Raw genomic sequence first — 22836 nt, 5'->3', positions numbered from 1 at the left:
GATTTATGGTAAATTGCCAGTTTCCATTATCGCTTTCTTAAGCATGATTGCTAATCATAGCGCCTGTAACCGCTCGAGTTTCAGGCGCTGTTTTTTTGCCGGACTCCACCTTCGCCGACTTCGGTTGGCCCGCGCGCATGAGCGCCCGCGGCATGGTTCCAATGTCTTCATGTATCTGTTGTGTATCGTTGCGTCCGGAGTCCTGTGTCGTGAGTATTTTTTCGACCTTCATAAGGGTAAGTTCCCCTGTCAAAACAGCCCTTGAAGTCCTTCGAAACACACAGGCGGATCTGAATGTCGCACAGCGTCAGATGTCATCCGGTCTGCGTGTGCAGACCGCTAAGGACAACGCCACTTACTGGACGATCTCGACATTGACGCGCACCGATATTGGCGCCGTCTCGGCCGTGCAGGATGCGCTGGGGCTTGCTGCTGCCACGGTCAGCACCGCCTCCACGGGCATCACCAGCGCAATCGATATCGTCACTCAGATCCGATCGAAGCTGGTGACTGGCTATGAGGGCAGTGTCGATAAGACCAAGCTCAACGACGAAATCTCCGAACTTAAGGACCAGCTTCGCAGCGTCGGCGAGTCGACGAGCTTCAACGGCGTCAACTGGGTCGTGCTGCAGAACGGTGACGATCCGACCGAGCCACACGAGATCCCGGGCTCCCTCATCCGCCACACCGATGGCACGGTTTCGATCGGCATGCTGAACTATGAGGGTGTCGGCTCGACCAGCGGCCCCATCGTATCGACGGATGCACGATATCTGATCGACGATCAGTCAAGCGGCACGGGCGGCTATGGCGTGCTCACCTCCACGGCTTTTGCAACGGAAGCGGGGGCAGCCGAGAACTATGTGCTGATCGGCAGTAAAAATGGCGATACCAGCGGGCAGGTGGAAATCTCGCTCGACGCCAATACGACACAGGGCGCCGTGACCGACATGGTCAACACCGTCACCGCCATGCTGCACCAACTGAACACGATAGGATCGGCCTTCGGCTCGTTGGAAACGCGCGTCAGTCTGCAAAACCAATTTGCCAGCAATCTCAGCGATTCGCTGACGAGTGGCGTCGGCAAGCTGGTCGATGCCGACATGGAGAGGCAATCAAGCAGGGTATTGGCGCTGCAGACGCAGCAGCAACTGGGATTGCAATCATTGTCGATTGCCAATGCCAGCTACGATACGGTGAGACAACTCTTCCAAAACCTCTGACGGCGGAAGCCTGGATTTCAAGGGGAATAGATCGGCGGAGCGGATCCAATCTCCTTGAACTGGTTAGTTTGGAAGAAAACGCTCCAGAATAGTGGCCGGGCAGCCCGGCCGCGGGTGGACGAAAATTATATTTCATCATATTGCCGCAATGCTTCATATCTGCTGCGGACCATCGAACCGGAGAGCGACGATTCTATGATCAAGAAATTTGCCATCCTTGCCGTCTCGGCAGCCTTTCTCAATGCATGTACGACAACCGATCCCTATACGGGAGAGCAGAAAGTATCCAACACGGCGGGAGGCGCCGCGATCGGTGCCGGCGTTGGTGCGGTTGCCGGTCTTCTCATCGGCCACTCGCCGGCATCGCGCCGCAATGCTGCGCTGATCGGCGCCGGCGTCGGTGCGCTTGCGGGTGCCGGCATCGGCAATTACATGGACCAGCAGGAATCCGAGCTGCGCGCGCAGTTGCAGGGTACTGGCGTCTCCGTAACGCGCGTCGGCGACCGCATCATCCTCAATATGCCGTCGGCCATTACCTTCGACATCGACCAGGATGCGATCAAGCCGGAATTCGATCCGACGCTGAATTCGGTCGCGATCGTGCTTCGCAAGTTCAACCGCACGCTGATCGACGTCAACGGCCATACGGATTCGACCGGCAGCCTGCAGCATAACCAGGAACTGTCCGAACGCCGCGCCGATTCGGTTGCCAGCTATCTCGGCAGCCAGGGCATCGACCAGCGCCGCATGTCTGCCGTCGGCTTCGGCCCGAGCCAGCCGGTCGCCACCAACGCCAGCGAAGCCGGCCGTGCGCAGAACCGTCGCGTCGAAATCCAGATCGCGCCCATTACCCAAAACGGCTGATCTGACGTAGACCTTCAAACAAGGACGGCCGGGTTTTGCGACCCGGCCGTTTTGTTTGACCGCTGCCCGTTCACGAGTGCATCGTCGCGCCTTTGGTGATCTTGTCGACGATCTTCTTGTCCGCGCGCAGCGCGATGCCAACCACCTTGGCGTCCTCAGGCGTAAATTCGGAGAAGACGGCGCGATTGGCGACATCGTGGCCGGTTGAGAACATTTCCTCGATGAAGATCGAGGAGGTGACGTTGCGCTCCAGCGAGCGGCGATGAATCGTGCTCATGGTTTCTTCGTTGGCCGACAATACGATCATCGGCTGGATCGATAGCGCGTTGTAGAGGTTGCCGGCGCGATCGCGATAGGGTTCGCCGATCATGTCAGGAAATTGCCCGGCAATGCCGGTCGCCAGGAAAGCAGTCACGTTCAGTTTCTGCCAGGATTCAAGATTGCTTCGCAGAACGATCGCGATTTTGGTATTGAACATGGGTGATCTCTCTTATGCAGTCTGGGAATGAGCCTTTGCGCGAGGATGTTGCCGGCCATATCTTCGAAGGTCTTGAACGTTCGTGCACGATGCCGGAAGCAAACCGCATCGTCTCCGCACCCGCTTACCCCGGTATCGAGCGTATTCAGGCGCAATTCCATGGTGATGCGTTCGAGCCGCACCGGCACGATACCTATGCGCTCGGCGTCACCATCCGCGGCGTGCAGACCTTCAGCTATCGCGGCGAACGGCGCTACAGCCTGCCGGGAAGGGTGATCGTCCTCCATCCGGACGAGCTGCACGACGGCGGCGCTGCGACCGACGACGGCTTGCTCTACCGCATGCTTTATCTCGAACCGTCGATGCTGATGCAGTGCCTGGAAGCCGCGCGCATTGGCCTGCCCTTTGTCGAGGACCCGGTGGTCGAGGACGATCGTCTGGCCGGCTTGCTGCTGGCCGCCCTCGGCGAGCTCGACCGCGAGCTGGATGAACTCTTTGTCGATGATTTTGTCTCACGGGTGGCTGCGGGGCTCGCTTCGCATGCACATCTGCCGCAGAAGCCGCTGGGCAGCGTGGCCTGGGGCCAGGTGAAGACGGCGCGCGATTATCTAGAGGCGCATGCCATGCGCGGCGTCCGCTCGCAGGAGCTGGAACGAATCACCGGCCTCGATCGCTTTGCGCTCTCACGGCATTTCCGCGCCGCTTTTGCCACCAGCCCGCATCGCTTCCTGCTGATGCGGCGGCTGCAACGGGCGAAAGGAATGATCGCCGATGGCGAGCCGATCGCCGAAGTCGCTGCGGCCACTGGGTTTGCGGATCAAAGCCATCTGACACGGCATTTCAAGAAGGCGTTCGGCATGGCGCCGGGCGCCTGGGTCGGCATGCTGGGAACTGCTGGGGCACCGGTTCGAGGTTAACCGGCGGCTGAGAGCTCTCAGTGCAGGCCGAGAAACTGTTTGAGTTCCGGGGTCTGCGGATTGGCGAATACATCGCCCGGCGGACCGATTTCGTGGACGCGACCCTGGTGCATGAAGACGACGCGCGAGCAGACGTCACGAGCGAACTTCATTTCGTGTGTCACCATCAGCAGCGTCATGCCTTCGCTGGCAAGTTCGCGGACGACTGCGAGAACCTCGGACACGAGTTCGGGATCGAGCGCGGAGGTGATCTCATCGCAAAGGAGCGCGATCGGCTGCATGGCAAGCGCCCGGGCAATGGCAACGCGCTGCTGCTGTCCGCCGGAAAGTTCGTCGGGATAGGCGTCGAATTTGTGCCCGAGGCCGACGCGATCGAGCATGCGCCGCGCCATTGCCTCGGCATCGGCCTTGGAGGCCTTCTTGACGACCATCTGCGACAGCATGACGTTCCGCCCGGCGCTCAGATGCGGAAAGAGATTGAACTGCTGGAAGATCATGCCGACCTTTAGCCGCAAGGCCTTCAAATGCAGATCATCGGGCAGGAGCTGTGCGCCGGCGACCGAGATTGCGCCGTCATCGATCGTTTCCAGCCCGTTGATGCAGCGCAGCAGCGTCGATTTGCCCGAGCCGCTCTTGCCGATGATGGCGATCACTTCGCCGGGCGCGACATCGAGGTTGATGCCTTTCAGCACTTCGTTTGCACCGAAACTCTTGCGGACTTCAGTGACCTCGATGAGCGACATTGAGCTTCCTCTCCAGGATCTGGCTGCTCTTCGACAGCGGCCAGCACAGGGCGAAATAGATGAGGGCGACGAAGCCGTAGACGGTGAACGGCTGGAACGTCGCGTTGGTGATGACAGTGCCGGCCTTCGAGAGCTCTACAAAGCCGATGATCGAGGTCAGAGCCGTGCCCTTGACCACCTGCACGGAGAAACCGACTGTGGGCGGCACGGCGATGCGAAGCGCCTGCGGCAGGATGACGTAGCGCATCTGCTGGAGGTAGCCCATGCCAAGGCTGGCAGAGGCTTCCCATTGGCCCTTTGCCACGGCCTCGACGCAGCCACGCCAGATTTCGGTGAGAAAAGCGGCTGACCAAAGGATCAGAGCAACGCCGGCCGCCAGCCATGCCGGTACGTCGATGCCGAAGAGCCCAAGGCCGAAGAAGGCCAGGAAAAGCTGCATCAGCAGCGGCGTGCCTTGAAAGAGCTCGACGAAATATTTGACCATAGTGCGCGCGGCCCGGTTTTTGCCAATGCGCAGAAATAGCAAGATTGCGCCGACAGCACCGCCGCCGGCGAAAGAAATGAGCGAGAGCAGAACGGTCCAGCGTGTGGCCAGAAGCAGACCGCGCAGAATGTCCCAGGTGGAGAATTGAATCATCGGCGAACCCTGCGCGGGAAAATCAGGCCGCCCACAACGGTAAGTAACTGCCGCAGGATGACGGCCAGACCCAGATAGATTGCGGTGGAAACGAAATAGGCCTCGAAAGCGCGGAAGGAGCGCGACTGGATGAAATTCGCCGCAAAAGTCAGGTCCTCCGCGGCGATCTGCGAGACGACCGAGGAGCCGAGCATGACAATGACGACCTGCGACGACAATGCGGGCCAGATGCGCTGGAGTGAGGGCACTAGGATGACGTGGCGGAAGGTCTCGAACGGCGTCATTGCGAGGCTGGCGCCGGCCTCGAACTGGCCGCGTGGCGTCGCCTGGATGCCGGCACGAATGATCTCGCAGCTATAGGCGCCGAGATTGATGACCATGGCAAGGTTGGCGGCAGCGATCTCGTTCATGTGAATGCCGGCGGCGGGCAGACCGAAGAAGATGAAGAAAAGCTGGATCAGGAACGGCGTATTGCGGATCAACTCGACATAGGCCGCGACAAAAGGCTTGAGCCAGCGAGGACCCAGCGCCCGCGCCCAGGCGCAGGCAATACCAAGAGCGATACCGACCGCAGAGCCAACGAAAGTCAGCTCCATGGTGACGAGAATCCCCTTGATCAGAACGGGATAATAATCGGCAAGCCAGCCGAAATCGAAGTGATAGCGCATGAGAAGGTGCCTCGCTCGGCCCGGACCGCGCCATCGGACGATGGCACGGCCGATGCTCTGTTGATCAGAAGCCGGCGGGGAGGGCCGCGCCCAGCCATTTCTGCGATATCTTGGTCAGCGTTCCATCGGCCTTGGCGGCGGCGATAATGTCGTTGACCTTTTTCTGCAGGGCGGGCTCGTTCTTGTTCAGGCCTATGAAGCAGGGCGAATTGGTGATGAGGAACTTCATCTCCGGCTTCTTCGGCGGGTTCTTGGCGAGAATGGCCGCTGCAACCACGTTGCCAGTGGCGATGAGATCGACCTGACCCGAGAGGAAGGCGGAGATGGTGCCGTTGTTGTCTTCATAGCGCTTGATCGTCGCGTCCTGCGGCGCGACCTTCGTCAGCGCGAGATCCTCGATGGCGCCGCGGGTTACACCGATCGTCTTGCCGGAAAGATCCTCGGGCTTGGCGGCCGCAACATCGGCAGAACCGAAGACGCCGTTGAAGAAGGGTGCGTAGGCGTCGGTGAAGTCGATGACGGCCTGGCGCTCGGCATTTTTGCCCAGGCTCGAAATCACCAGGTCGACCTTGTTCGTCTGGAGATAGGGGATGCGGTTGGCGCTGGTCACCGGCACCAGCTCGGTCTTCACGCCGAGCTTTTCGGCGATCAGGTTTGCCATGTCGATATCATAGCCCATGGGTGCCATGTCCGCCCCGACGCTGCCGAAGGGAGGAAAGTCCTGGGGAACGGCGACGCGGAGCGTGCCCTTCGCGGTAATATCGCTCAAGGCGTCCGCCCGGGCTGCGTGTGGGCTCGAAAGCGCCCCCATCGTCAGCATCGCCATACCGAGTGCCATGAGCAATTGTCTACGCTTCATCGAATGTCCTTCCAATCGTGGCTATGTCAAAGCTGCGGGGTAAAACGCAAGACATGTGCCAGTCGCGGGACGGCATAGTTTCCCGTCAAGCGCGTGCTTTTTGCGAGAGCTTTGTGCGGTGTAAATCGAATTCTGCCCAAAAAAATTGCAGATTTTGCATTTCGCGTCGTTTGCCATCGCTTATGAACGACAACGTGCGGCCGTATTGGTTTCCTTCGATAGCGCTGGCTGGACAGGCCGGTTCCTATTGCCCATACAACCCATGCAGGCGAGGGAGATCGGTCCGATGGCTTTGATGGGTGCTATGGCGGGCAGGGGCGTGTGGCCGCTATCGTACCAATGATTTTTCGTGCCGGTTCGCGGCCGCGCCGAATGCTTGCCGTCACCGTGTCTCGCGCAGGCAAACCACAGGCTATTTTCGTGACTGGACAGCGTCGCGCTGATGTCTCATAGAACCGCGAAAAGGGTTAACATTTCCTTTTTTGATTGTGATGGGAGATCGGAACGATGGCTCTGACTGATACGAAGGCGGGGATACGCAACGAGGCGGGCATTGCTGCCGTTCTCGGCATCCTGAAGCAGGCCTTCGGCGAGCGTTTCCAAACCGGCGAGAGCTTTCGGGCCCAGCATGCCCACACGACCACCTATATCCCGGCGCAACTTCCGGACGGGGTGGTTTTTGCCGAGACGAGCGCGGACGTGCAAACGGTCGTCAAAGCCTGCGCCGAGCACAAGGTTCCGGTTATCGCCTTCGGCACAGGTTCTTCTCTGGAAGGGCAGGTGAATGCGCCGCAGGGCGGAATATCGATCGATTTCAGCCGGATGAATCGGGTGCTTGAAGTGAATGCCGAGGATCTCGACTGCACGGTCGAGCCTGGCGTCACCCGCGAACAGCTCAACACATATCTGCGCGATACCGGCCTGTTCTTCCCAATCGATCCTGGCGCCAATGCCTCGATCGGCGGCATGGCTTCGACGCGTGCTTCCGGCACCAATGCGGTGCGCTACGGGACGATGAAGGACAATGTGCTCGCCGTAACCGCAGTCACCGCCAATGGCGAGGAGATCCGCACCGCCCGCCGCGCCAGGAAATCGTCCGCCGGCTATGACCTGACCCGGCTCTTCGTCGGTGCTGAGGGAACGCTCGGCGTCCTGACGTCGGTGACGCTGCGGCTGCAAGGCATTCCGCAGAAGATCGCCGGCGGCACCTGCGCCTTTCCGAACGTGAAGGCAGCTTGCGACGCGGTCATCATGACCATCCAGATGGGCGTTCCGGTTGCTCGCATCGAACTGCTGGACGCCGTCCAGATGCGGGCCTGCAATCGCTATTCCGGCTTGACCTATGACGAGCGGCCAACCTTGTTCCTGGAATTTCACGGTACGGACGAGACGGTCGCGCTGCAATCGGCGCAATTCGCAGAGATCGCGAGCGAATGCGGCGGCGGGGAATTCCTCTGGACCAGCAATCTCGAAGAGCGCAACAAACTCTGGAAAGCGCGTCACGATGCCTATTGGGCATCGCGGGCTCTGGCGCCGGAACTGGCGGCCTTGTCGACGGATGTCTGCGTGCCGATCTCGAAACTTGCCGAATGCGTTGCAGCGACCCAGGCCGATATCGAGGAACACGGATTGCTGGCGCCGATCGTCGGTCACGCCGGCGATGGCAATTTCCACGTCCTGGTGCTGTTCGATGACAAGACGCCGGAAGGTATCGCCGTCGTCGAGGCCTTCGTTGCCCGGCTGAACGGGCGGGCGCTCGCGATGGAGGGTACCTGCACCGGCGAACATGGTATAGGGCAGGGCAAGATGTCGTTTCTCGAACAGGAGCTTGGCGGCGCCGTCGATCTGATGCGCCAAGTCAAGCAGGCGCTCGATCCTGATGCGATTTTCAATCCCGGCAAGATATTCCACAGTCATCGAAAAATGGAATATTGCCAAGATCTTGGCTTGCCCCCGGCGTGAATGGCGTTAGGCTAGACCATCCCGTTTTCATATGGCGTCATGGAAAGCGGTGGAGATGCCCTAGATTTGCAGCATGGTCCAAGAATTGCGATGCGGTTCTGGATAGGAAAGCAGGCTTAAGCCGAAGATCTGGGATGTCTTTTGCATGTCCGCTTCGCTATGTGACGCTTGATATCGTAATTGGAATGCAGAATGGAGACGGTGTGCATTGTTAGGTAAGGTCCTGGTTTTTCTGGGGGGAGTGCTCGTAGTGGTGCTGTTCGTGGCGCTGCTCGCTCCGCTCTTCATAGACTGGACCGATTTTCGCAAGAATTTCGAGGATCAGGCGAGTCGGATCATCGGAAAGAAGGTGACCGTTCACGGCACCGTTGACGCCCGCCTTTTGCCTTTTCCTTCCGTGACATTGCATGACGTCCGCGTCGGACAGGAAGCCGACGGGACGCCATTGGTGCAGATCGCCCAATTCTCCATGGACGCCGAGCTGGCGCCGTTCCTGTCCGGCGAAGCGCTGATTTTCGACATGCGCGTTTCCGAGCCGAAAGTGCGTCTGCGGCTGTTGAAGGACGGGACGCTCGACTGGATGCGCGGCAGCCAGCCGGAAATCCCTGCCAAGTCGGTGGTGCTCGAGGGCGTGCATGTCGATGGCGGCGATATCCAGTTCATCGACGAGCAATCTGGCCGCACCCGGCACATAACCGGTCTCAACGCGCAAATGTCCGCCCGGTCGCTGGCGGGACCCTGGCGAATCGATGGCGATGCGGCGCTCGACGGCGAGCACGGCAATTTCAGCATTTCCAGCAGCCAGCCTGACGATAATGGCGTCTTGCGCGTCCGCACCCGGCTCTTGCCGGACCGCCATCCGCTCAATGTCGACCTCGACGGCGAATTGAAGCTGGTCAACAGCAAGCCGGATTATATCGGCATGTTTACGGCGGGGATTGAGGACAAGCAGACACATAAACCTGCCGACGAACAGGTTCAGCCCCGTGTCAAAGGTCGATTCGAGCTTACCAACGAGCGCATACGGGTTTCGGAATATCGTCTCGAAGTGGGTACCGCGGACGATCCCTATGTGGTGACGGGGGAGGCGACGCTGGACACCGGCACCAAGCCGGAATTCCTGCTGACGGCCGACGGCCAGCAGATCGACGTCAACCGCCTCGGCAACACGCAGGGCACGAGCGGCAAGACCAACCGCAATCCCACCATTTCGGCGCGCCAGCGACTAAACAGCCTGATTGCCATTGCCGCCGAAATTCCGGTGCCGCAGGTGCCCGGCAAGGCGACTTTCCGCCTGCCGGCGATCGTTGCCGGCGACACGACCATCCGCGACGTACAGCTCGATCTGGAGCCTGCCGGAACCGGCTGGAAGATCGATCACGCCATCGGCATGCTCCCTGGCCGCACCCAGGTGGAGGCCAAGGGCAATTTGATGCTGCAGGGCGATCCGAATTTCATCGGTAATCTCGTGGTCGCCTCCAATCAGCCATCCGGTCTGGCATCCTGGCTGGTGGGTTCGGTCGATCCGGCGATCCGGCAGTTGCGACAGGCCGGTTTTTCCGCCGATGTCAGCCTGCGTCACGAGGAGCAGCGCTTCGAGAATCTTGAAATCGCCGTCGGCTCGGCGACGCTCAAGGGCCAGCTCGACCGGCAGGCGCCGGCAAACGACCAGGCGCCGAGGCTTGCCGTCGATCTCAGCGGCGATGCGCTCGATCTCGATGCGCTGAGGGCGCTGACAGGGCTGTTCACCGGTCAGGATGCCGGCGAGACCTTGCTCGATCACCGGATTACGGCCCATCTGAAAGCGGACAAATTCGCCGCGTTCGGCGTGCAGGCCGACAATGTCGAAACGTCGTTTTCGATCGCCGATGGCGCACTCACGCTCGACAAGCTTGCCGTGCGCGATGTCGCCGGTGCCGAGCTTACCGCAACCGGCCGTGCCAATGGTTCGCTGCTGGACTACAAGGGGTCGGGCGAAATCACCTTCAAGGCGGCCGATCCCGGTCCCTTCTTCGATATGCTGAGCCAGCATCTGCCGCATCATCCGGCGATGGACCGGCTGGTGCGAAACGCTGCATGGTATGGAAATACCGCGCTTCGCGGCGCGCTGACGCTGGGCGGCGACCAGGGCGATGGGCTGGCGGTAACGCTTGCCGGCGTCTCCAACGGCAGCCGCGTCAATCTCGATTACCGCATGTCCGACCTGTTGGCGCTGACCGGCAAAGGGACGACGACGCTTGAAGCAACGCTCGAAAATTCCGTGACCTCGATCCTGTTCGGGCAGGCGGGCCTCGATCCGCTGCCCGTCGAAGCGGATGCCAATGGCCGCCTGACGCTGAAGGTGACAGCAAACGGCACCGATCCGGCGGATGCGGCGCTGACCTTTGCCACCGACAAGACCTCGTTCACCGCAAACGGCAAGGTCGATGTGCGTCCCGCAACCTTCCTCAACGGCAAAATCGCGCTATCGCTCGAGAGTGCCGATCTTGATCCCTATTTCGTCATGAACGGCATCGGCGTACCGCAGATGGGCACGGGCCTGCCGGTCAAATTCCAGGCGAATGCCGCGCTCGATGCCGGCAAGATCGTATTCTCCGATATGAAGGGCCTGCTTGCCGACAACAATGTTTCGGGCGCGCTCACCTTCGACCGCAAGGCGCCGAATATCAAGGCTACCGGCCAATTGACGCTCGACAAGGCCGATCTCGGCTGGCTGGGCGAAGCAATCTACGGGCCGGTGACGGATGCGATGACGGGCAACCTCACCAAGGCCAAGCTGGGGTTGCCGATGTTCAGCGGGCTTGATCTCAACGTCAAGCTTTCGGCCAAGCAGTTGTGGCCGGGCATCTTCGGCCCGATCTCGGATTTCAGTACGAACGCTGCCTATAAGGGCGAGGAGCTGCGGCTGAACGACATCGCCGGCGCTTGGAACGGCGGTACGCTTAGCGGCAATTTGATGTTTGCGAACTCGGACGGCACCGGGCTGATGCAAACGAAACTCAACCTCGCCAATGGCGACCTTGCCGCGGTTGCCTGGCAGCGCGATGGCGCGCCGCTCGCCAATGGCCGCTTCGGTTTGGGACTGAGCATGGAAGCGAGCGGCAAGAGCCTGGGGGAACTGGCTGCCAACGCCAGCGGCTCGGGCGAGATCAAGCTTGGCGACACGCATGTCCGCGGCCTCAACCTCTCCGTTTTGCCGCCGCTGTTGTCGGCGACGGACCAGATCCAAGGTGAGATCACAGCCGATAAGGTGCTGCCGATCGTCCAGACATTGCTCAACAATGGCGAGGCGGCATTGCCGGCCATCAACATACCGTTCAATATTTCGACCGGCGTCATCCGTGCTGCCAATATCAGTGCCGGCAATGACCTGGCGAAGCTTTCGGGCAATGCCGAGATCAGCCTGCCGGATGAGCGCATCCGTGGCTCCATGGGCATCGATTTCGATGCCGGCAACGAGGCGCTGAGCGGCGCCGAGCCGGCATTGCGCCTCGATTTCGCCGGTCCGTTGGCGACGCCGGGTCGGACGATGGACGTTACCGACATTACCAGCTTCCTGTCGCTGCGCGCCTTCGAACGTGAGCGCCAGCGCGTCGAGCGGCTTCAGGCAAGCGTATTGGAAAAGCAGCGGCTGCGGCGCGAGGTGGCGCTCTACAAGTACACTGCCGTCGCACGCGAAGCCCAGCGTCAGCGCGATGCGGCAATCGAGCAGCAGCGTAGCGCCGAAGAGAAGCGCTTGAGGGAACTGGCGCGCAAGGCCGAGGCAGAAAAGCAGGCGGAAGCCGCAGCCAGGGCGAAGGCGAGTGCGGAAGCCCGAGCGAAGGCGGAAGCGCAGCAATTACCTGCTCTCAACGGACAGGTGCCGCAGACAGGCGCGCCGCTGAACTTTAACAATCTTCCCGGCATCGCCCGATAGATCATTCTCCATCGACCATACGAAATCCGCCGCTTTCGTCGCTGGGAGCGGGGATGCTATTGAGTAGAGAATGAAGTGACTAAGCGCCCTCGTTCAAGGCGGGGCGTTTCAGGTGCGATCCTTCAGCCATTTCAGAACATAGAGCCGAAGCGCCGAGGAAAGGTTGCTTGCCGGATCGCGGCCGTCGTCGATCTCTGAGATCAGAGCCGCAAGCGACGTCCCGCGCGCATTGGCGATCACCTTCAGTTCGGCCCAGAAGGCGTCTTCGAGGGAAAAGCTGGTGCGATGGCCATGCAGCGTGGCGGAATGTTTGCGGATCATCGGCGGATCGATCAAAAGTTCGGAAACGGAAGAGGTAATTCTAAAAATGATTCAAAATGCTGGGGTAAGCGATTGATTTCGGAGGGCTATAGACTTTCAGCTCGGTATTTCAATCGTCTGTTTTGGATGACTCGATATGGCCGGCCTCGTGTGTTTTCGCGGTCTTTTCATTGAGCGCCTTGGTCAACTGCTTCTCCGCCTTGGTGCGGCCAAAGGTAACACGGTTCTGCTCCGCCTGCTTTTCTTTTTCCAAGCGTGTCTGTTTCTTACGGAACTGGCGCAGATTGACGATTTCGGCACTCATCGATGGTTCCTCACGGCCGATGTGAAAAGGGGAAGCGCCTGCTTCCCCGGATGCTATTGCTTCTTGCGGAATGCGTCGAGGGAGACGACCGATCCCGGCTTCTTCTCCTCGCCGTCCTTGGCGACCGCGGGCTCCTCGCTGCCCTCGGCCGATACCGGATAGGCGGTGATCTCGCCGGACGGCATTTCCTCGTCCTCGGCGAGCGGCACGTCGAATTCCAGCTCGAAATTCACGGACGGATCGTAGAAACCCCGAATGGCATTGAACGGGATGACCAGCTTTTCCGGAACGTCGGAGAACGAAAGACCAATCTCGAACTGGCTCTCGGTAACCTTCAGGTCCCAGAACTGATGCTGGATGACGATGGTCATCTGCTCGGGATATTTCGACTTCAGGTGCTGCGAAATGCGCACGCCGGCCGCACCCGTCAGAAAGGTGATGAAGAAATGATGGTCACCGGGCAGACGGCCGGTGGTGCCGACCTCGGTCAACACCTTGCGGATGACCCCACGCAGGGCGTCCTGTGCCAAAATGTCGTAGCGGATATGATCCTGCCCCATACTTTCCTGTCTTTCGTTGGCCATGTTTTTTCTAAGGCTTATGCCACGCCCTGCGCCGACGGGAAACCCCCGTGCGCGAGTCAACGCCTGATCATACATAATATCGAAGAGAGGGAGAAGGTGAAGGCTTCTGTTGCCAGGTGCCTTCGAACCCCGCCTAAGAGTGCGACCCCTTAGGACTTTATTTGAAGTGCCACACTGCGATTAAGCAGCGAGACGAGCTTCCGCATAGTTGTCGTTTGCAACTACAATTTTAGCCCGATAACGGTGGTACAATGCCGAGCGAAAAGTCGATCTTTACACCCTTGTCGATCCTGTTTCGCCCCCATCAAAAGCCGGTCTTGCCCGACCAGTTTTTGGTGGAGGCGCCGGGTACCGCCCCCGGGTCCAATAGGTTTATTACACCGCTCATTTATCGCCATAGCCGGCCCGAAGACCGGCATGGCTGATATAGTGTTTTCCTCAGGCGAATGGAAGGGGATTTGTCATAAATGCTTCGCCGAAACACAGGTTTGCCATAACAAACGACGGCCGGATGGGAGAATTCCAGGGATTATGCTTGCCCGCAGTTGGTTTCGTGCCGACTTGCCATTAAATTGAGGAGGAATGGAATCGGCGGCGGGTGCGATGAAGCAATATCTCGATCTTTTGAAGCATGTGATGGACACCGGCATCGATCGCGGCGACCGCACCGGCAAAGGTACGCGCTCGGTCTTCGGTTACCAGATGCGCTTTGACCTTTCCGAAGGTTTTCCGGTGCTCACCACCAAGAAGCTGCATCTGCGCTCGATCATCCACGAGCTGCTATGGTTCCTGAAGGGCGAAACGAACATTCGTTATCTCAAGGAAAACGGCGTTTCTATCTGGGATGAGTGGGCCGACGAAAACGGCGATCTCGGCCCGGTCTACGGCCATCAATGGCGTTCCTGGCCGGCTCCCGACGGCGGCCATATCGATCAGATCGCCAATCTGATCGAAGGGCTGAAGACCAACCCGAACTCCCGCCGCCATATCGTTTCGGCCTGGAATCCGGCTGAGGTGGACGAAATGGCGCTGCCGCCGTGCCATTGCCTCTTCCAGTTCTACGTCGCCGACGGCAAGCTTTCCTGCCAGCTTTACCAGCGCTCCGGTGACACCTTCCTCGGCGTGCCCTTCAACATCGCCTCATACGCGCTGCTGACGTTGATGGTAGCGCAGGTCACGGGGCTGAAGCCTGGCGACTTCGTGCACACGCTGGGTGATACGCACATCTATTCCGACCATTTCGAGCAAGCCAGGCTGCAACTGACCCGCACCCCGAAAAAACTGCCGACCATGCGCCTTAATCCGGCGGTGAAGAACATCTTCGATTTCAAGTTCGAGGATTTCACGTTGGAAGGCTATGAGGCCGACGCCAATATCAAGGCGCCGATCGCCGTCTGAGGGGGTAGGGATGGCCGAACCGGTAAAAACCATTCTCGTCGCCGTCTCGCGCAACGGCATCATCGGCCGCGACGGGGATATGCCGTGGCGGCTGTCGTCCGATCTCAAGCGGTTCAAGGCCATGACGCTCGGCAAGCCCGTCATCATGGGACGCAAGACGTTTCAGTCCATCGGCAAGCCGCTGCCGGGCAGGCCCAACGTGGTGATCAGCCGCGATCCCGGTTTTTCCGCCGAAGGCGTACAGATGGCGCATTCGCTCGGCGAAGCCATCGATATTGCGAGCCGCCTTGCGGCAGAGAGCGGAGTTGACGAGATCTGCGTCATCGGCGGCGGTGAGATCTACCGGCAGGGGATCGGCCTTGCCGATCGGTTGCTGATCACGCATGTGGAAGCCGAGGTGGATGGCGACACGTCCTTTCCGGCGATCGATCCGGCCCTATGGCAGGTCGAGAGCGAGCTTGCCGTGCCGGCCGGCGAAAAGGACAATTATCCGACGCGTTTCGTCAGCTATTTCAGGCGAAAAGCATAAAAGCTGCCCGCGAAAATCAACTATTTTCCAATAAATCCGACGAACTTCCTGAAGTTGCGTTGAAAGCAGATGCGCCGATACCTATAACGGGAGACAATCGCCGCCGCCTGCGAATTTCAAAGTCTGCGCGATACTGGGAGTCCACAAACAAAGAGGTTTTGATGCCCTGGAGCAATCAGAATGGCGGCGGCGGCCCGTGGGGCGGCGGTGGCGGCGGAAACAATCAGGGGCCTTGGGGGCAGGGACCGAACCGGCCGCGGGGAAGCGGCAGCGGTGGCCCGCCGGATCTTGAAGACATCATCCGCCGTGGTCAGGACCGTCTGAAGGGACTTGTCCCCGGCGGCTTCAACGGCGGCGCCTTTGTCATCGTCGCGGCGGTCATCGTCGTTTTCTGGCTTATCCAGTGCGTCTATACGGTTCAGCCGGACGAGCGCGGCGTCGAATTGCGATTTGGCGAGCCGCGCCCGGAAGTGTCCATGCCCGGCCTGCATTTCCATTTCTGGCCGATGGATCGTATCGAGATCGTCAAGGTTACCGAACAGCAGCGCAATATCGGCGGCCGTTCGAGCTCGAGTTCGAATGCCGGCCTGATGCTGACGGGCGATCAGAACATCGTCAACGTGCAGTTCTCGGTGCTCTACACAGTCACGAACCCGCAATCCTACCTCTTCAACCTCGAAACTCCCGACGAGACGCTGCAGCAGGTTGCCGAAAGCGCCATGCGCGAGGTGGTTGGCCGCCGTCCGGCCCAGGATATCTATCGCGACAATCGCCAGCAAATCGCGATCGAGGTAAGAAACATCATTCAGGATACGATGGACCGATATGGCTCGGGCATTTCCATCAACGCCATACCGATCGAGGATGTGTCGCCGCCGCGCGAAGTGGCCGATGCCTTCGACGAGGTGCAGCGCGCCGAGCAGAACGAAGACCAGCAAGTTCAAGAGGCCAATCAATACGCCAATCAGAAGCTCGGTCAGGCTCGTGGTCGTGCGGCGCAAATCCGTGAAGACGCGGCTGCTTACAAGGACCGTGTCGTCAAGGAAGCCCAGGGTGAAGCGCAGCGCTTCGTCTCCATCTATGACGAATACGTGAAAGCGCCGGAAGTGACCCGCAAGCGGCTGTTCCTCGAAACCATGGAGTCCGTTATCGGCAATTCCAACAGCATCATCATCGACGACAAGCAGGGCGTCGTGCCCTACCTGCCGCTGAACGACCTCGGCAAGCAATCCACGACGCAGTCGGGTAAGCCCGCGACCGCACCTCAGCCGGAGGCCAAATAATGACGTCCAGCCGTTTGCCAGCCATTCTCATCGCGCTCGCGGTGGTGCTGCTGATCGTTTATTCCTCGGTTTTCGTGGTCAATGCCCGCGAACAGGCGATCGTTCTGCGCTTCGGCCAGATCCGTGCCGTCAAGACGGAGCCGGGCCTCTACTTCAAGCTGCCCTTCGCCTTCATGGATGCCGATCGGGTGCAGTATATACAGGACCAGGAGCTGCGCTTCGATCTGGACAATATCCGTGTCCAGGTTTCGGGCGGCAAGTTCTATGAGGTCGATGCTTTTGTCGTCTACAGGATCACCGATGCGCGGAAGTTCCGCGAGACGGTGTCGGGTGATCGCGATGCGGCGGAATCGCGCCTCAGGACCCGCCTCGATGCATCGCTGCGCCGGGTCTACGGTCTGCGCGGTTTCGAAGCTGCCCTATCGAACGAACGCGCTTCGATGATGACGGAAGTGCGCGACGACCTGCACCGCGATGCAGAGTCCCTCGGGCTGAATATCGAGGATGTGCGCATCCGCCGTACCGACCTGACCCAAGAGGTGTCGCAGCAGACCTACGACCGCATGAAGGCCGAACGTCTGGCGGAAGCGGAGCTGATCCGCGCCAGAGGTAACGAAGAAGGTCAGCGCCGCCGCGCCATTGCCGATCGTCAGGTGGTCGAGATCGTGGCGGATGCACAGAAGGATTCGGAGGTCCTGCGCGGTCAGGGCGAGGCCGAGCGCAACGGCATCTTCGCCGACGCCTCCTCGCGCGATCCGAGCTTCTACGAGTTCTATCGCTCGATGGCCGCCTATCGCACATCGCTTGCTTCAGGCGGCAAGACGTTGGTGCTGCCGCCGAACCAGTCGGAATTCTTCAAGTATTTCGATAGTTCGGTCGGTTCGGCTCCTGCAGCGGGTGCCCCGGCGCTGGCTGCGCCGTCCATGACGACGCCTGCGAAATGATGTGAGGCAACCTCACGAAATCCAAGGGGCTGCCTGTCGGCGGCCCCTTGTCTTATGTTTGATGGCATCAATCTTACCTTGAATAAAAAGGCCGGATGGACGTTCGGAGATTTCGCAAAAAGGTGATTTCACGCTTCATCATTCCGCCTTATGTTGATGCTTATACAAGACTTCCCTTTCTCGATGAGGATGCCTGATGGCTTTGACCAATCGCCTGCCTTTCAGACGTTCGTTCGCTCTTCTGGCCAGTGTGGCGCTGATTACCGGTCCCACCCTTGCAGGCGTCGATCGGGCGTATGCGCAGACGACACAGACGCCTTCGACGGATACGACGACGCCGAATAGCGGCGCGGCTCCAGGCGCACAGGTTCCCGCCAATTCCGCGACGGACGCGCCCGCGTCAGGCTCGGCTACGGCGCCGGCGACCGGTTCGTCGGCTGCGCCAAGCGGCGAGACGAAGACCGAAACGCAGGCGCCAGCCAATTCCGGGACGACAGCGCCGGCAACAACCGGCGAGACGGGTCAGGCTCTAGCCACGGGCTCTGCCAGCGCACCCAACGGCAATGCCGTGTCCGGCACGCAGCCGCCCGCGACCTCCAACGGCCAGACCCCAGCCACGGCGACCAATCCGGCGCAGGCTCCGATGGGCGGCTCGACGGCAACGACGACCGAAAATCCAGCCGTCGTGCCCAACACGCCGCCGCCGGTCACGGGCAATCCGGCAATGAATGCCGGCCCGGCTTCGGTTGCGGATCTGGCATCCGGTCTGCTGGACGCAGTGGTCAACATTTCCACCTCCCAAAAGGTCAAGGATGAGGGCGATGGCCCGGCGACACCCAAGGTGCCGGACAACTCGCCATTCCAGGAATTCTTCAACGACTTCTTCAAGAACCGGAACAACGAAAACAGCAACCGCAAGGTCAGCTCTCTCGGTTCCGGCTTCGTCATTGATCCATCCGGCTATATCGTCACCAACAACCACGTCATCGAGGGCGCCGACGATATCGAAGCGATCTTCCCGAACGGCACCAAGCTGAAGGCGAGGTTGATCGGCACCGACACCAAGACCGATCTTTCCGTGCTCAAGGTGGAACCGAAGCATCCGCTGATAGCAGTGAAATTCGGCGATTCCAGCAAGATGCGGATCGGCGACTGGGTGATGGCGATCGGCAATCCATTCGGCCTGGGCGGCTCGGTGACCGTGGGTATCGTGTCGGCCCGTGGCCGCAATATCAATGCCGGTCCCTATGATAATTTCATCCAGACGGATGCGGCGATCAACAAGGGCAATTCCGGCGGGCCGCTCTTCAACATGAAGGGTGAGGTGATCGGCATCAACACGGCGATCATTTCGCCGAGCGGCGGCTCGATCGGCATCGGCTTCGCCGTGCCGTCCGAACTGGCCGAAGGTGTCGTCAAGCAGCTCATGGATTTCGGCGAAACCCGTCGCGGCTGGCTCGGCGTGCGCATCCAGCCGGTAACCGACGATGTTGCCAACAGCCTCGGGCTCGACAGCGCCAAAGGCGCGCTGGTGGCTGGCGTCATCAAGGGCGGACCGGTCGATAACGGCTCGATCAAGGCCGGCGATGTCATCCTGAAGTTCGATGGCAAGGATGTTGACGAGATGCGCGACCTGCCGCGCGTTGTCGCCGAAAGCCCCGTCGGCAAAGAAGTCGATGTCGTCATCATACGCGACGGCAAGCAGCAGACCGTCAAGGTTACGCTTGGCCGGCTCGAGGACAGCGACCAGGCAGCCGCAGCCAGCGCCGGCGACAGCAATCAGGGCGACAAGGGCGGCGGCGACAAGGCACCCCAGCTTGCGCCCAATGATCATGGCGGTCGCGACGGCGTCATCAATCCCGACGAGGGGGATGAAGATGATGAGGGAGCGGACGGCCAGGACCAGGACAACGATCAGCAGCAGCAAGCGCCGCAGCCGCAGGCTACCCAGGACGTGCTCGGCATGAGGCTTGCGACCCTCAATGCCGAAAACCGCAAGAGCTTCGGCATTGCCGACAGCGTCGACGGCGTGGTGATCACCCAGGTCACTCCGGGTTCGGCCGCAGCGGACAAGGGGCTGAAGCCCGGCGAAGTCGTCGTCGAAGTGGCGCAGGAATTCGTGCAGACGCCGACGGCTGCCTCGGAAAAGGTCGCAGCGTTGAAGCGGGAAGGTCGCCGCAATGCACAGATGATGATCGCCTCTCCGAATGGCGATTTGCGTTTCATCGCGGTAGCGCTGGAATAGGCTGCTTCAACGTTCCGTAGCCTGCATCTGCCGCTGGCGCCATTCTGCAGCGCTGAGGCGATAGAGCGCATGGCGCTTCAATTGCGGATGAGTGGCGGGAATATCGGGGTGGTCGAACGCGCCGGCCGGATCCGGACGCATGCCAATCCTTTGCATGACGGCCAAGGCGCGGTGATTATTGTGCACGGCGATGGACACGATTTCATCGAGTTTCAGCGTCTCGAAACCATGGCGCAACAGGGCCGCGCCTGCCTCGCTAGCATAGCCCTGACGCCAATTCCCTGCTGAAAGTCGCCAGCCGATTTCGACGGCGTTTTCGGGAAGGAACGGTTCAAGTTTCGGCCCTGAAAGTCCGCTGAGGCCGATCGGCTTGCCGCTCTGCTTCAACGTCAGCACGAGAAGATCGAAACCGTCTTCCGGCGTCTGTCCGCTGATCATGTCGAAGACGGCATCAGCGTCTTCACGGCTGCGGCGGAAGGGAAAGAATTCGAGGACATCGGGATCGGAACTCAGTTCATAGAAGAGTTCGCGGTCGCTTTCCCGGCACGGGCGCAGGATGAACCGCGGCGTCTCGATGATCGTCATTGCAGGGCGCGCCACTCGGCTGCGGTGAGGCGATAGAGCACGTGACGCTGCAGGTGAGGGTAGGTATCGGGAACGCCGGGGTGGTCGAAATCCCCGCCTTCGACCCGATGCATGCCGATCCGCTCCATTACCGATGTCGAGCGGATATTATTATGAACCGCGAAGGATACGATCTGGTCGAAATCAAGCGTTTCGAAGCCGTGGGCAAGCAATGCCCGCGCCGCCTCGCTGACAAATCCCTTGCCCCAATATCGCGCCGCAAGCCGCCAGCCGATCTCGACGGTACCTGCTGGTACAAACGGTTCCAGATGGTTTGTCTGTGCCAGTCCACAAAAGCCAAGCGCCTCACCACTTGCCTTGAGCTCCAGGGCATAGAAGCCAAGCCCGGTCTCAGCGATCATGGATTGGACGCGCTCGAAAAAGGCGTTGGCTTCCTCACGATTGCGGCGGAATGGAAAGAACTCCATGACGGCCTCGTCGGAGTTGATCTCGTAGGCGAGTTCGCGATCCGCCTCGCGCCAGTTCCGGATGATGAGTCGGTCGGTTTCGGTGATGATCATCTGAGCCCCGATCCCGGCGATTGCGCCGTTCTATGGTTTGATGAAATCCGTTTTCCGGTAGCCCTGGATGTAGAGCAGGGCGGTCAGGTCGCCGTGGTCGATGCGCATCTTGGCCTGGGCAGCCACGGTCGGTTTGGCGTGCAGGGCGACACCGGAGCCGGCGAGTTGCAGCATGCCGAGATCGTTGGCGCCGTCGCCGACGGCAATCGCGTCATCGGTGGAGATGCCGAGCTTTTCGGCAATAGTGTTGAGTGCGTCGACCTTGGCTTGCATGCCGAGAATGGGTTCGGCGACAAGGCCGGTCAGCACGCCGTTGTCTTCCAGCAGGATGTTGGCGTGGTTCTCGTCGAAATCCAAGGTGGCCGCGATGCGGCTCGTAAAGAGGGTGAAGCCACCGGAGACGAGGGCGCTGTAATAGCCCTTGGCTTTCATGGTGGCGATCAGTTCCGCCCCGCCGGGAGTGAGGGTGATGCGTTTGGCGATGACGTCATCAACGACGGACAGCGGCAGGCCCTTCAGCAGGGCCACGCGCTCACGCAAAGCCGGCTCGAAGGCGATCTCACCATTCATGGCGCGCGCGGTGATGTCGGCGACCTTTTCCTTCAATCCGACTTCGGCGGCCAGTTCGTCGATGCATTCCTGGCCAATCATGGTGGAGTCCATGTCGGCGATCAGCAATTTCTTCCGGCGCGTCTCTGCTTCCTGGATGACCAGATCGATCGGCGCTCCGGCAATGATGGCGAGAATGTTGGCTTCCGCTGCCCGCAGGTCGGCGTCGTCGCGCAGCGCAATATCGCAGGCGATGCCGTCAGCCAGCCAATAAAGTCCCAGCGCCTTGACGGCGTCCGCCGCCGGCTCGGCGATTGCCGGAACGAGAACGGGGTTTGACGGATTGGCAATAAGCGTGGCAACGAAGGCCATGAGCAGAAACCTTATAAGCGATATCGACGCGATCCTGATAACCGGGCCGACCGCCAGCGGCAAGTCCGCGCTTGCCGTGGAATTGGCGCGCGCGCATGACGGCGTGGTCGTCAATGCCGACAGCATGCAGGTCTACGACACATTGCGCGTGCTGACGGCTCGGCCATCCGAAGCGGAGATGCAAGGCATTCCTCATCATCTTTATGGCCATGTGCCGGCAAGGCAAGCCTATTCCACCGGCGCCTGGCTGCGCGAGGCTGCCGCGTTGGTGGCGCAATTGCGCGATGAGAAACGGCTGCCCGTTTTTGTCGGCGGCACCGGGCTCTATTTCAAGGCTCTGACCGGCGGGCTTTCCGACATGCCCGAGATCCCCGCGGAGATTCGCAACCACCTGCGGGAGCGGTTGTTGATGGAGGGAGCCGAGGCGCTGCATCGGGAGCTTGTTATTCGCGATCCAGCCGTAGCGGAAAGTCTCAATCCTCAGGATGGCCAGCGCATCGTGCGTGCCCTGGAAGTGATCGAGGCGACGGGACAATCCATCGCCGCTTTTCAGGGCAAGACCGGTCCCGTTATCGTCGATGCCGATCGTGCGCGAAAGATCATCGTGCTGCCGGATCGCGCGGTCTTGCATCAGCGCATCAACGGCCGTTTCGAAAAGATGCTCGCCATGGGTGCTGAAGATGAGGTGCGGGCCTTGCTGGCATTGAAACTGCCGGACGAGATGCCCGTCATGAAGGCGATCGGCGTCACGCAGATTGCTGCGATGCTACGCGGCGAGATGACGCGTGAGGAGGTTCTTGAAACCGGTGCTGCCGCGACGCGGCAATATGCCAAGCGGCAGATGACCTGGTTTCGCAATCAGATGAATGAAAGCTGGGAGCGGATTAGTCCGTAG

General features: G+C 60.3%; 22 protein-coding genes and 1 other RNA gene. 11 read left to right on the top strand and 12 right to left on the bottom strand.

Features of this window, described 5'->3' with window-relative positions:
* Positions 1–209 precede the first annotated feature (209 nt).
* The gene (locus tag NXC24_RS12225) at positions 210–1223 is read left to right on the top strand and encodes a flagellin (protein WP_245463848.1); all 1014 of its coding nucleotides are present in this window, start codon (positions 210–212) and stop codon (positions 1221–1223) included.
* Positions 1224–1418: 195 nt separating this feature from the next.
* The gene (locus NXC24_RS12220; protein ID WP_104825136.1) at positions 1419–2087 is read left to right on the top strand and encodes an OmpA family protein; all 669 of its coding nucleotides are present in this window, start codon (positions 1419–1421) and stop codon (positions 2085–2087) included.
* 70 nt (positions 2088–2157) lie between these two features.
* On the opposite strand, the gene NXC24_RS12215 is transcribed toward NXC24_RS12220, so the two are convergent.
* The gene (locus tag NXC24_RS12215) at positions 2158–2565 is read right to left on the bottom strand and encodes a DUF2000 family protein (protein ID WP_104823530.1); all 408 of its coding nucleotides are present in this window, start codon (positions 2563–2565) and stop codon (positions 2158–2160) included.
* A 35-nt stretch (positions 2566–2600) separates the two neighbouring features.
* On the opposite strand from NXC24_RS12215, the gene NXC24_RS12210 reads away from it, so the two are divergent.
* A complete protein-coding gene (locus NXC24_RS12210) occupies positions 2601–3482 on the top strand; it encodes an AraC family transcriptional regulator (protein ID WP_104823529.1) in 882 nt (293 codons plus the stop codon).
* A gap of 17 nt (positions 3483–3499) precedes the next feature.
* Here NXC24_RS12210 and NXC24_RS12205 read toward each other — a convergent pair whose 3' ends face one another.
* The 4 genes from NXC24_RS12205 to NXC24_RS12190 all read right to left on the bottom strand — a co-directional run bounded on the left by NXC24_RS12205 (position 3500) and on the right by NXC24_RS12190 (position 6368).
* Complete coding sequence (locus tag NXC24_RS12205; protein WP_104823528.1) at positions 3500–4225, bottom strand: amino acid ABC transporter ATP-binding protein; 726 nt, start codon at positions 4223–4225, stop codon at positions 3500–3502.
* Complete coding sequence (locus NXC24_RS12200; RefSeq protein ID WP_104823527.1) at positions 4203–4862, bottom strand: amino acid ABC transporter permease; 660 nt, start codon at positions 4860–4862, stop codon at positions 4203–4205. Before NXC24_RS12200 ends, NXC24_RS12205 begins: the two co-directional genes overlap by 23 nt.
* On the bottom strand, positions 4859–5530 hold the full coding sequence (locus NXC24_RS12195) for an amino acid ABC transporter permease (protein ID WP_104823526.1): 672 nt from the start codon (positions 5528–5530) through the stop codon (positions 4859–4861). The genes NXC24_RS12200 and NXC24_RS12195 overlap by 4 nt, the downstream gene beginning before the upstream one ends.
* A 64-nt stretch (positions 5531–5594) precedes the next feature.
* Complete coding sequence (locus tag NXC24_RS12190) at positions 5595–6368, bottom strand: transporter substrate-binding domain-containing protein (protein ID WP_245463983.1); 774 nt, start codon at positions 6366–6368, stop codon at positions 5595–5597.
* Between the two features lie 528 nt (positions 6369–6896).
* On the opposite strand from NXC24_RS12190, the gene NXC24_RS12185 reads away from it, so the two are divergent.
* Complete coding sequence (locus NXC24_RS12185) at positions 6897–8351, top strand: FAD-linked oxidase C-terminal domain-containing protein (RefSeq protein WP_104823524.1); 1455 nt, start codon at positions 6897–6899, stop codon at positions 8349–8351.
* Between the two features lie 208 nt (positions 8352–8559).
* Positions 8560–12267: an AsmA family protein gene (locus NXC24_RS12180; protein WP_104823523.1), complete on the top strand. Its 3708-nt coding sequence runs from the start codon at positions 8560–8562 to the stop codon at positions 12265–12267.
* A gap of 108 nt (positions 12268–12375) precedes the next feature.
* Here the strand turns inward: NXC24_RS12180 and NXC24_RS12175 are convergent, their stop codons facing one another.
* The 4 genes from NXC24_RS12175 to ssrA all read right to left on the bottom strand — a co-directional run bounded on the left by NXC24_RS12175 (position 12376) and on the right by ssrA (position 13932).
* Positions 12376–12588, bottom strand: coding sequence for a ribbon-helix-helix domain-containing protein (locus NXC24_RS12175; protein ID WP_104825135.1), 213 nt, complete (start codon positions 12586–12588; stop codon positions 12376–12378).
* 109 nt (positions 12589–12697) lie between these two features.
* Complete coding sequence (locus tag NXC24_RS12170) at positions 12698–12892, bottom strand: DUF4169 family protein (protein ID WP_104823522.1); 195 nt, start codon at positions 12890–12892, stop codon at positions 12698–12700.
* Between the two features lie 53 nt (positions 12893–12945).
* Positions 12946–13452: an SspB family protein gene (locus NXC24_RS12165; RefSeq protein ID WP_104823521.1), complete on the bottom strand. Its 507-nt coding sequence runs from the start codon at positions 13450–13452 to the stop codon at positions 12946–12948.
* 119 nt (positions 13453–13571) lie between these two features.
* Positions 13572–13932, bottom strand: a transfer-messenger RNA (tmRNA) gene (ssrA, locus tag NXC24_RS12160).
* Between the two features lie 147 nt (positions 13933–14079).
* Between ssrA and NXC24_RS12155 the strand changes: the two genes are divergently transcribed.
* The 5 genes from NXC24_RS12155 to NXC24_RS12135 all read left to right on the top strand — a co-directional run bounded on the left by NXC24_RS12155 (position 14080) and on the right by NXC24_RS12135 (position 19875).
* Positions 14080–14874, top strand: coding sequence for a thymidylate synthase (locus tag NXC24_RS12155; protein WP_104825134.1), 795 nt, complete (start codon positions 14080–14082; stop codon positions 14872–14874).
* Positions 14875–14884: 10 nt separating this feature from the next.
* Positions 14885–15403, top strand: coding sequence for a dihydrofolate reductase (locus NXC24_RS12150; RefSeq protein ID WP_104823520.1), 519 nt, complete (start codon positions 14885–14887; stop codon positions 15401–15403).
* A gap of 161 nt (positions 15404–15564) precedes the next feature.
* Positions 15565–16686 carry an FtsH protease activity modulator HflK gene (hflK, locus tag NXC24_RS12145; RefSeq protein ID WP_104823519.1) on the top strand — a complete coding sequence of 374 codons (1122 nt, stop codon included), beginning with the start codon at positions 15565–15567 and terminating at the stop codon, positions 16684–16686.
* A complete protein-coding gene (locus tag NXC24_RS12140; protein WP_104823518.1) occupies positions 16686–17630 on the top strand; it encodes a protease modulator HflC in 945 nt (314 codons plus the stop codon). The genes hflK and NXC24_RS12140 overlap by 1 nt, the downstream gene beginning before the upstream one ends.
* A 196-nt stretch (positions 17631–17826) precedes the next feature.
* Positions 17827–19875, top strand: a complete 2049-nt coding sequence (locus NXC24_RS12135) for a DegQ family serine endoprotease (RefSeq protein ID WP_245463847.1) — start codon at positions 17827–17829, stop codon at positions 19873–19875.
* Between the two features lie 6 nt (positions 19876–19881).
* On the opposite strand, the gene NXC24_RS12130 is transcribed toward NXC24_RS12135, so the two are convergent.
* Genes NXC24_RS12130 through serB form a run of 3 tightly spaced genes read right to left on the bottom strand, consistent with a single transcriptional unit; the run spans position 19882 to position 21941 of the window.
* Positions 19882–20460 (bottom strand): GNAT family N-acetyltransferase, encoded by a 579-nt coding sequence (locus NXC24_RS12130; protein WP_104823517.1) that lies wholly within the window; start codon positions 20458–20460, stop codon positions 19882–19884.
* Positions 20457–21020, bottom strand: coding sequence for a GNAT family N-acetyltransferase (locus NXC24_RS12125; protein WP_104823516.1), 564 nt, complete (start codon positions 21018–21020; stop codon positions 20457–20459). Before NXC24_RS12125 ends, NXC24_RS12130 begins: the two co-directional genes overlap by 4 nt.
* Positions 21021–21050: 30 nt before the next feature.
* A complete protein-coding gene (serB, locus tag NXC24_RS12120) occupies positions 21051–21941 on the bottom strand; it encodes a phosphoserine phosphatase SerB (RefSeq protein ID WP_104823515.1) in 891 nt (296 codons plus the stop codon).
* Here serB and miaA point away from each other — a divergent pair.
* Complete coding sequence (gene miaA, locus NXC24_RS12115) at positions 21940–22836, top strand: tRNA (adenosine(37)-N6)-dimethylallyltransferase MiaA (RefSeq protein WP_104823514.1); 897 nt, start codon at positions 21940–21942, stop codon at positions 22834–22836. The genes serB and miaA overlap by 2 nt on opposite strands.

The sequence above is a fragment of the Rhizobium sp. NXC24 genome (assembly GCF_002944315.1).
Lineage (GTDB): Bacteria > Pseudomonadota > Alphaproteobacteria > Rhizobiales > Rhizobiaceae > Rhizobium.
Note: the sequence above shows the minus strand (reverse complement) of the source record. Positions and strands in the feature narration are given on the sequence as shown.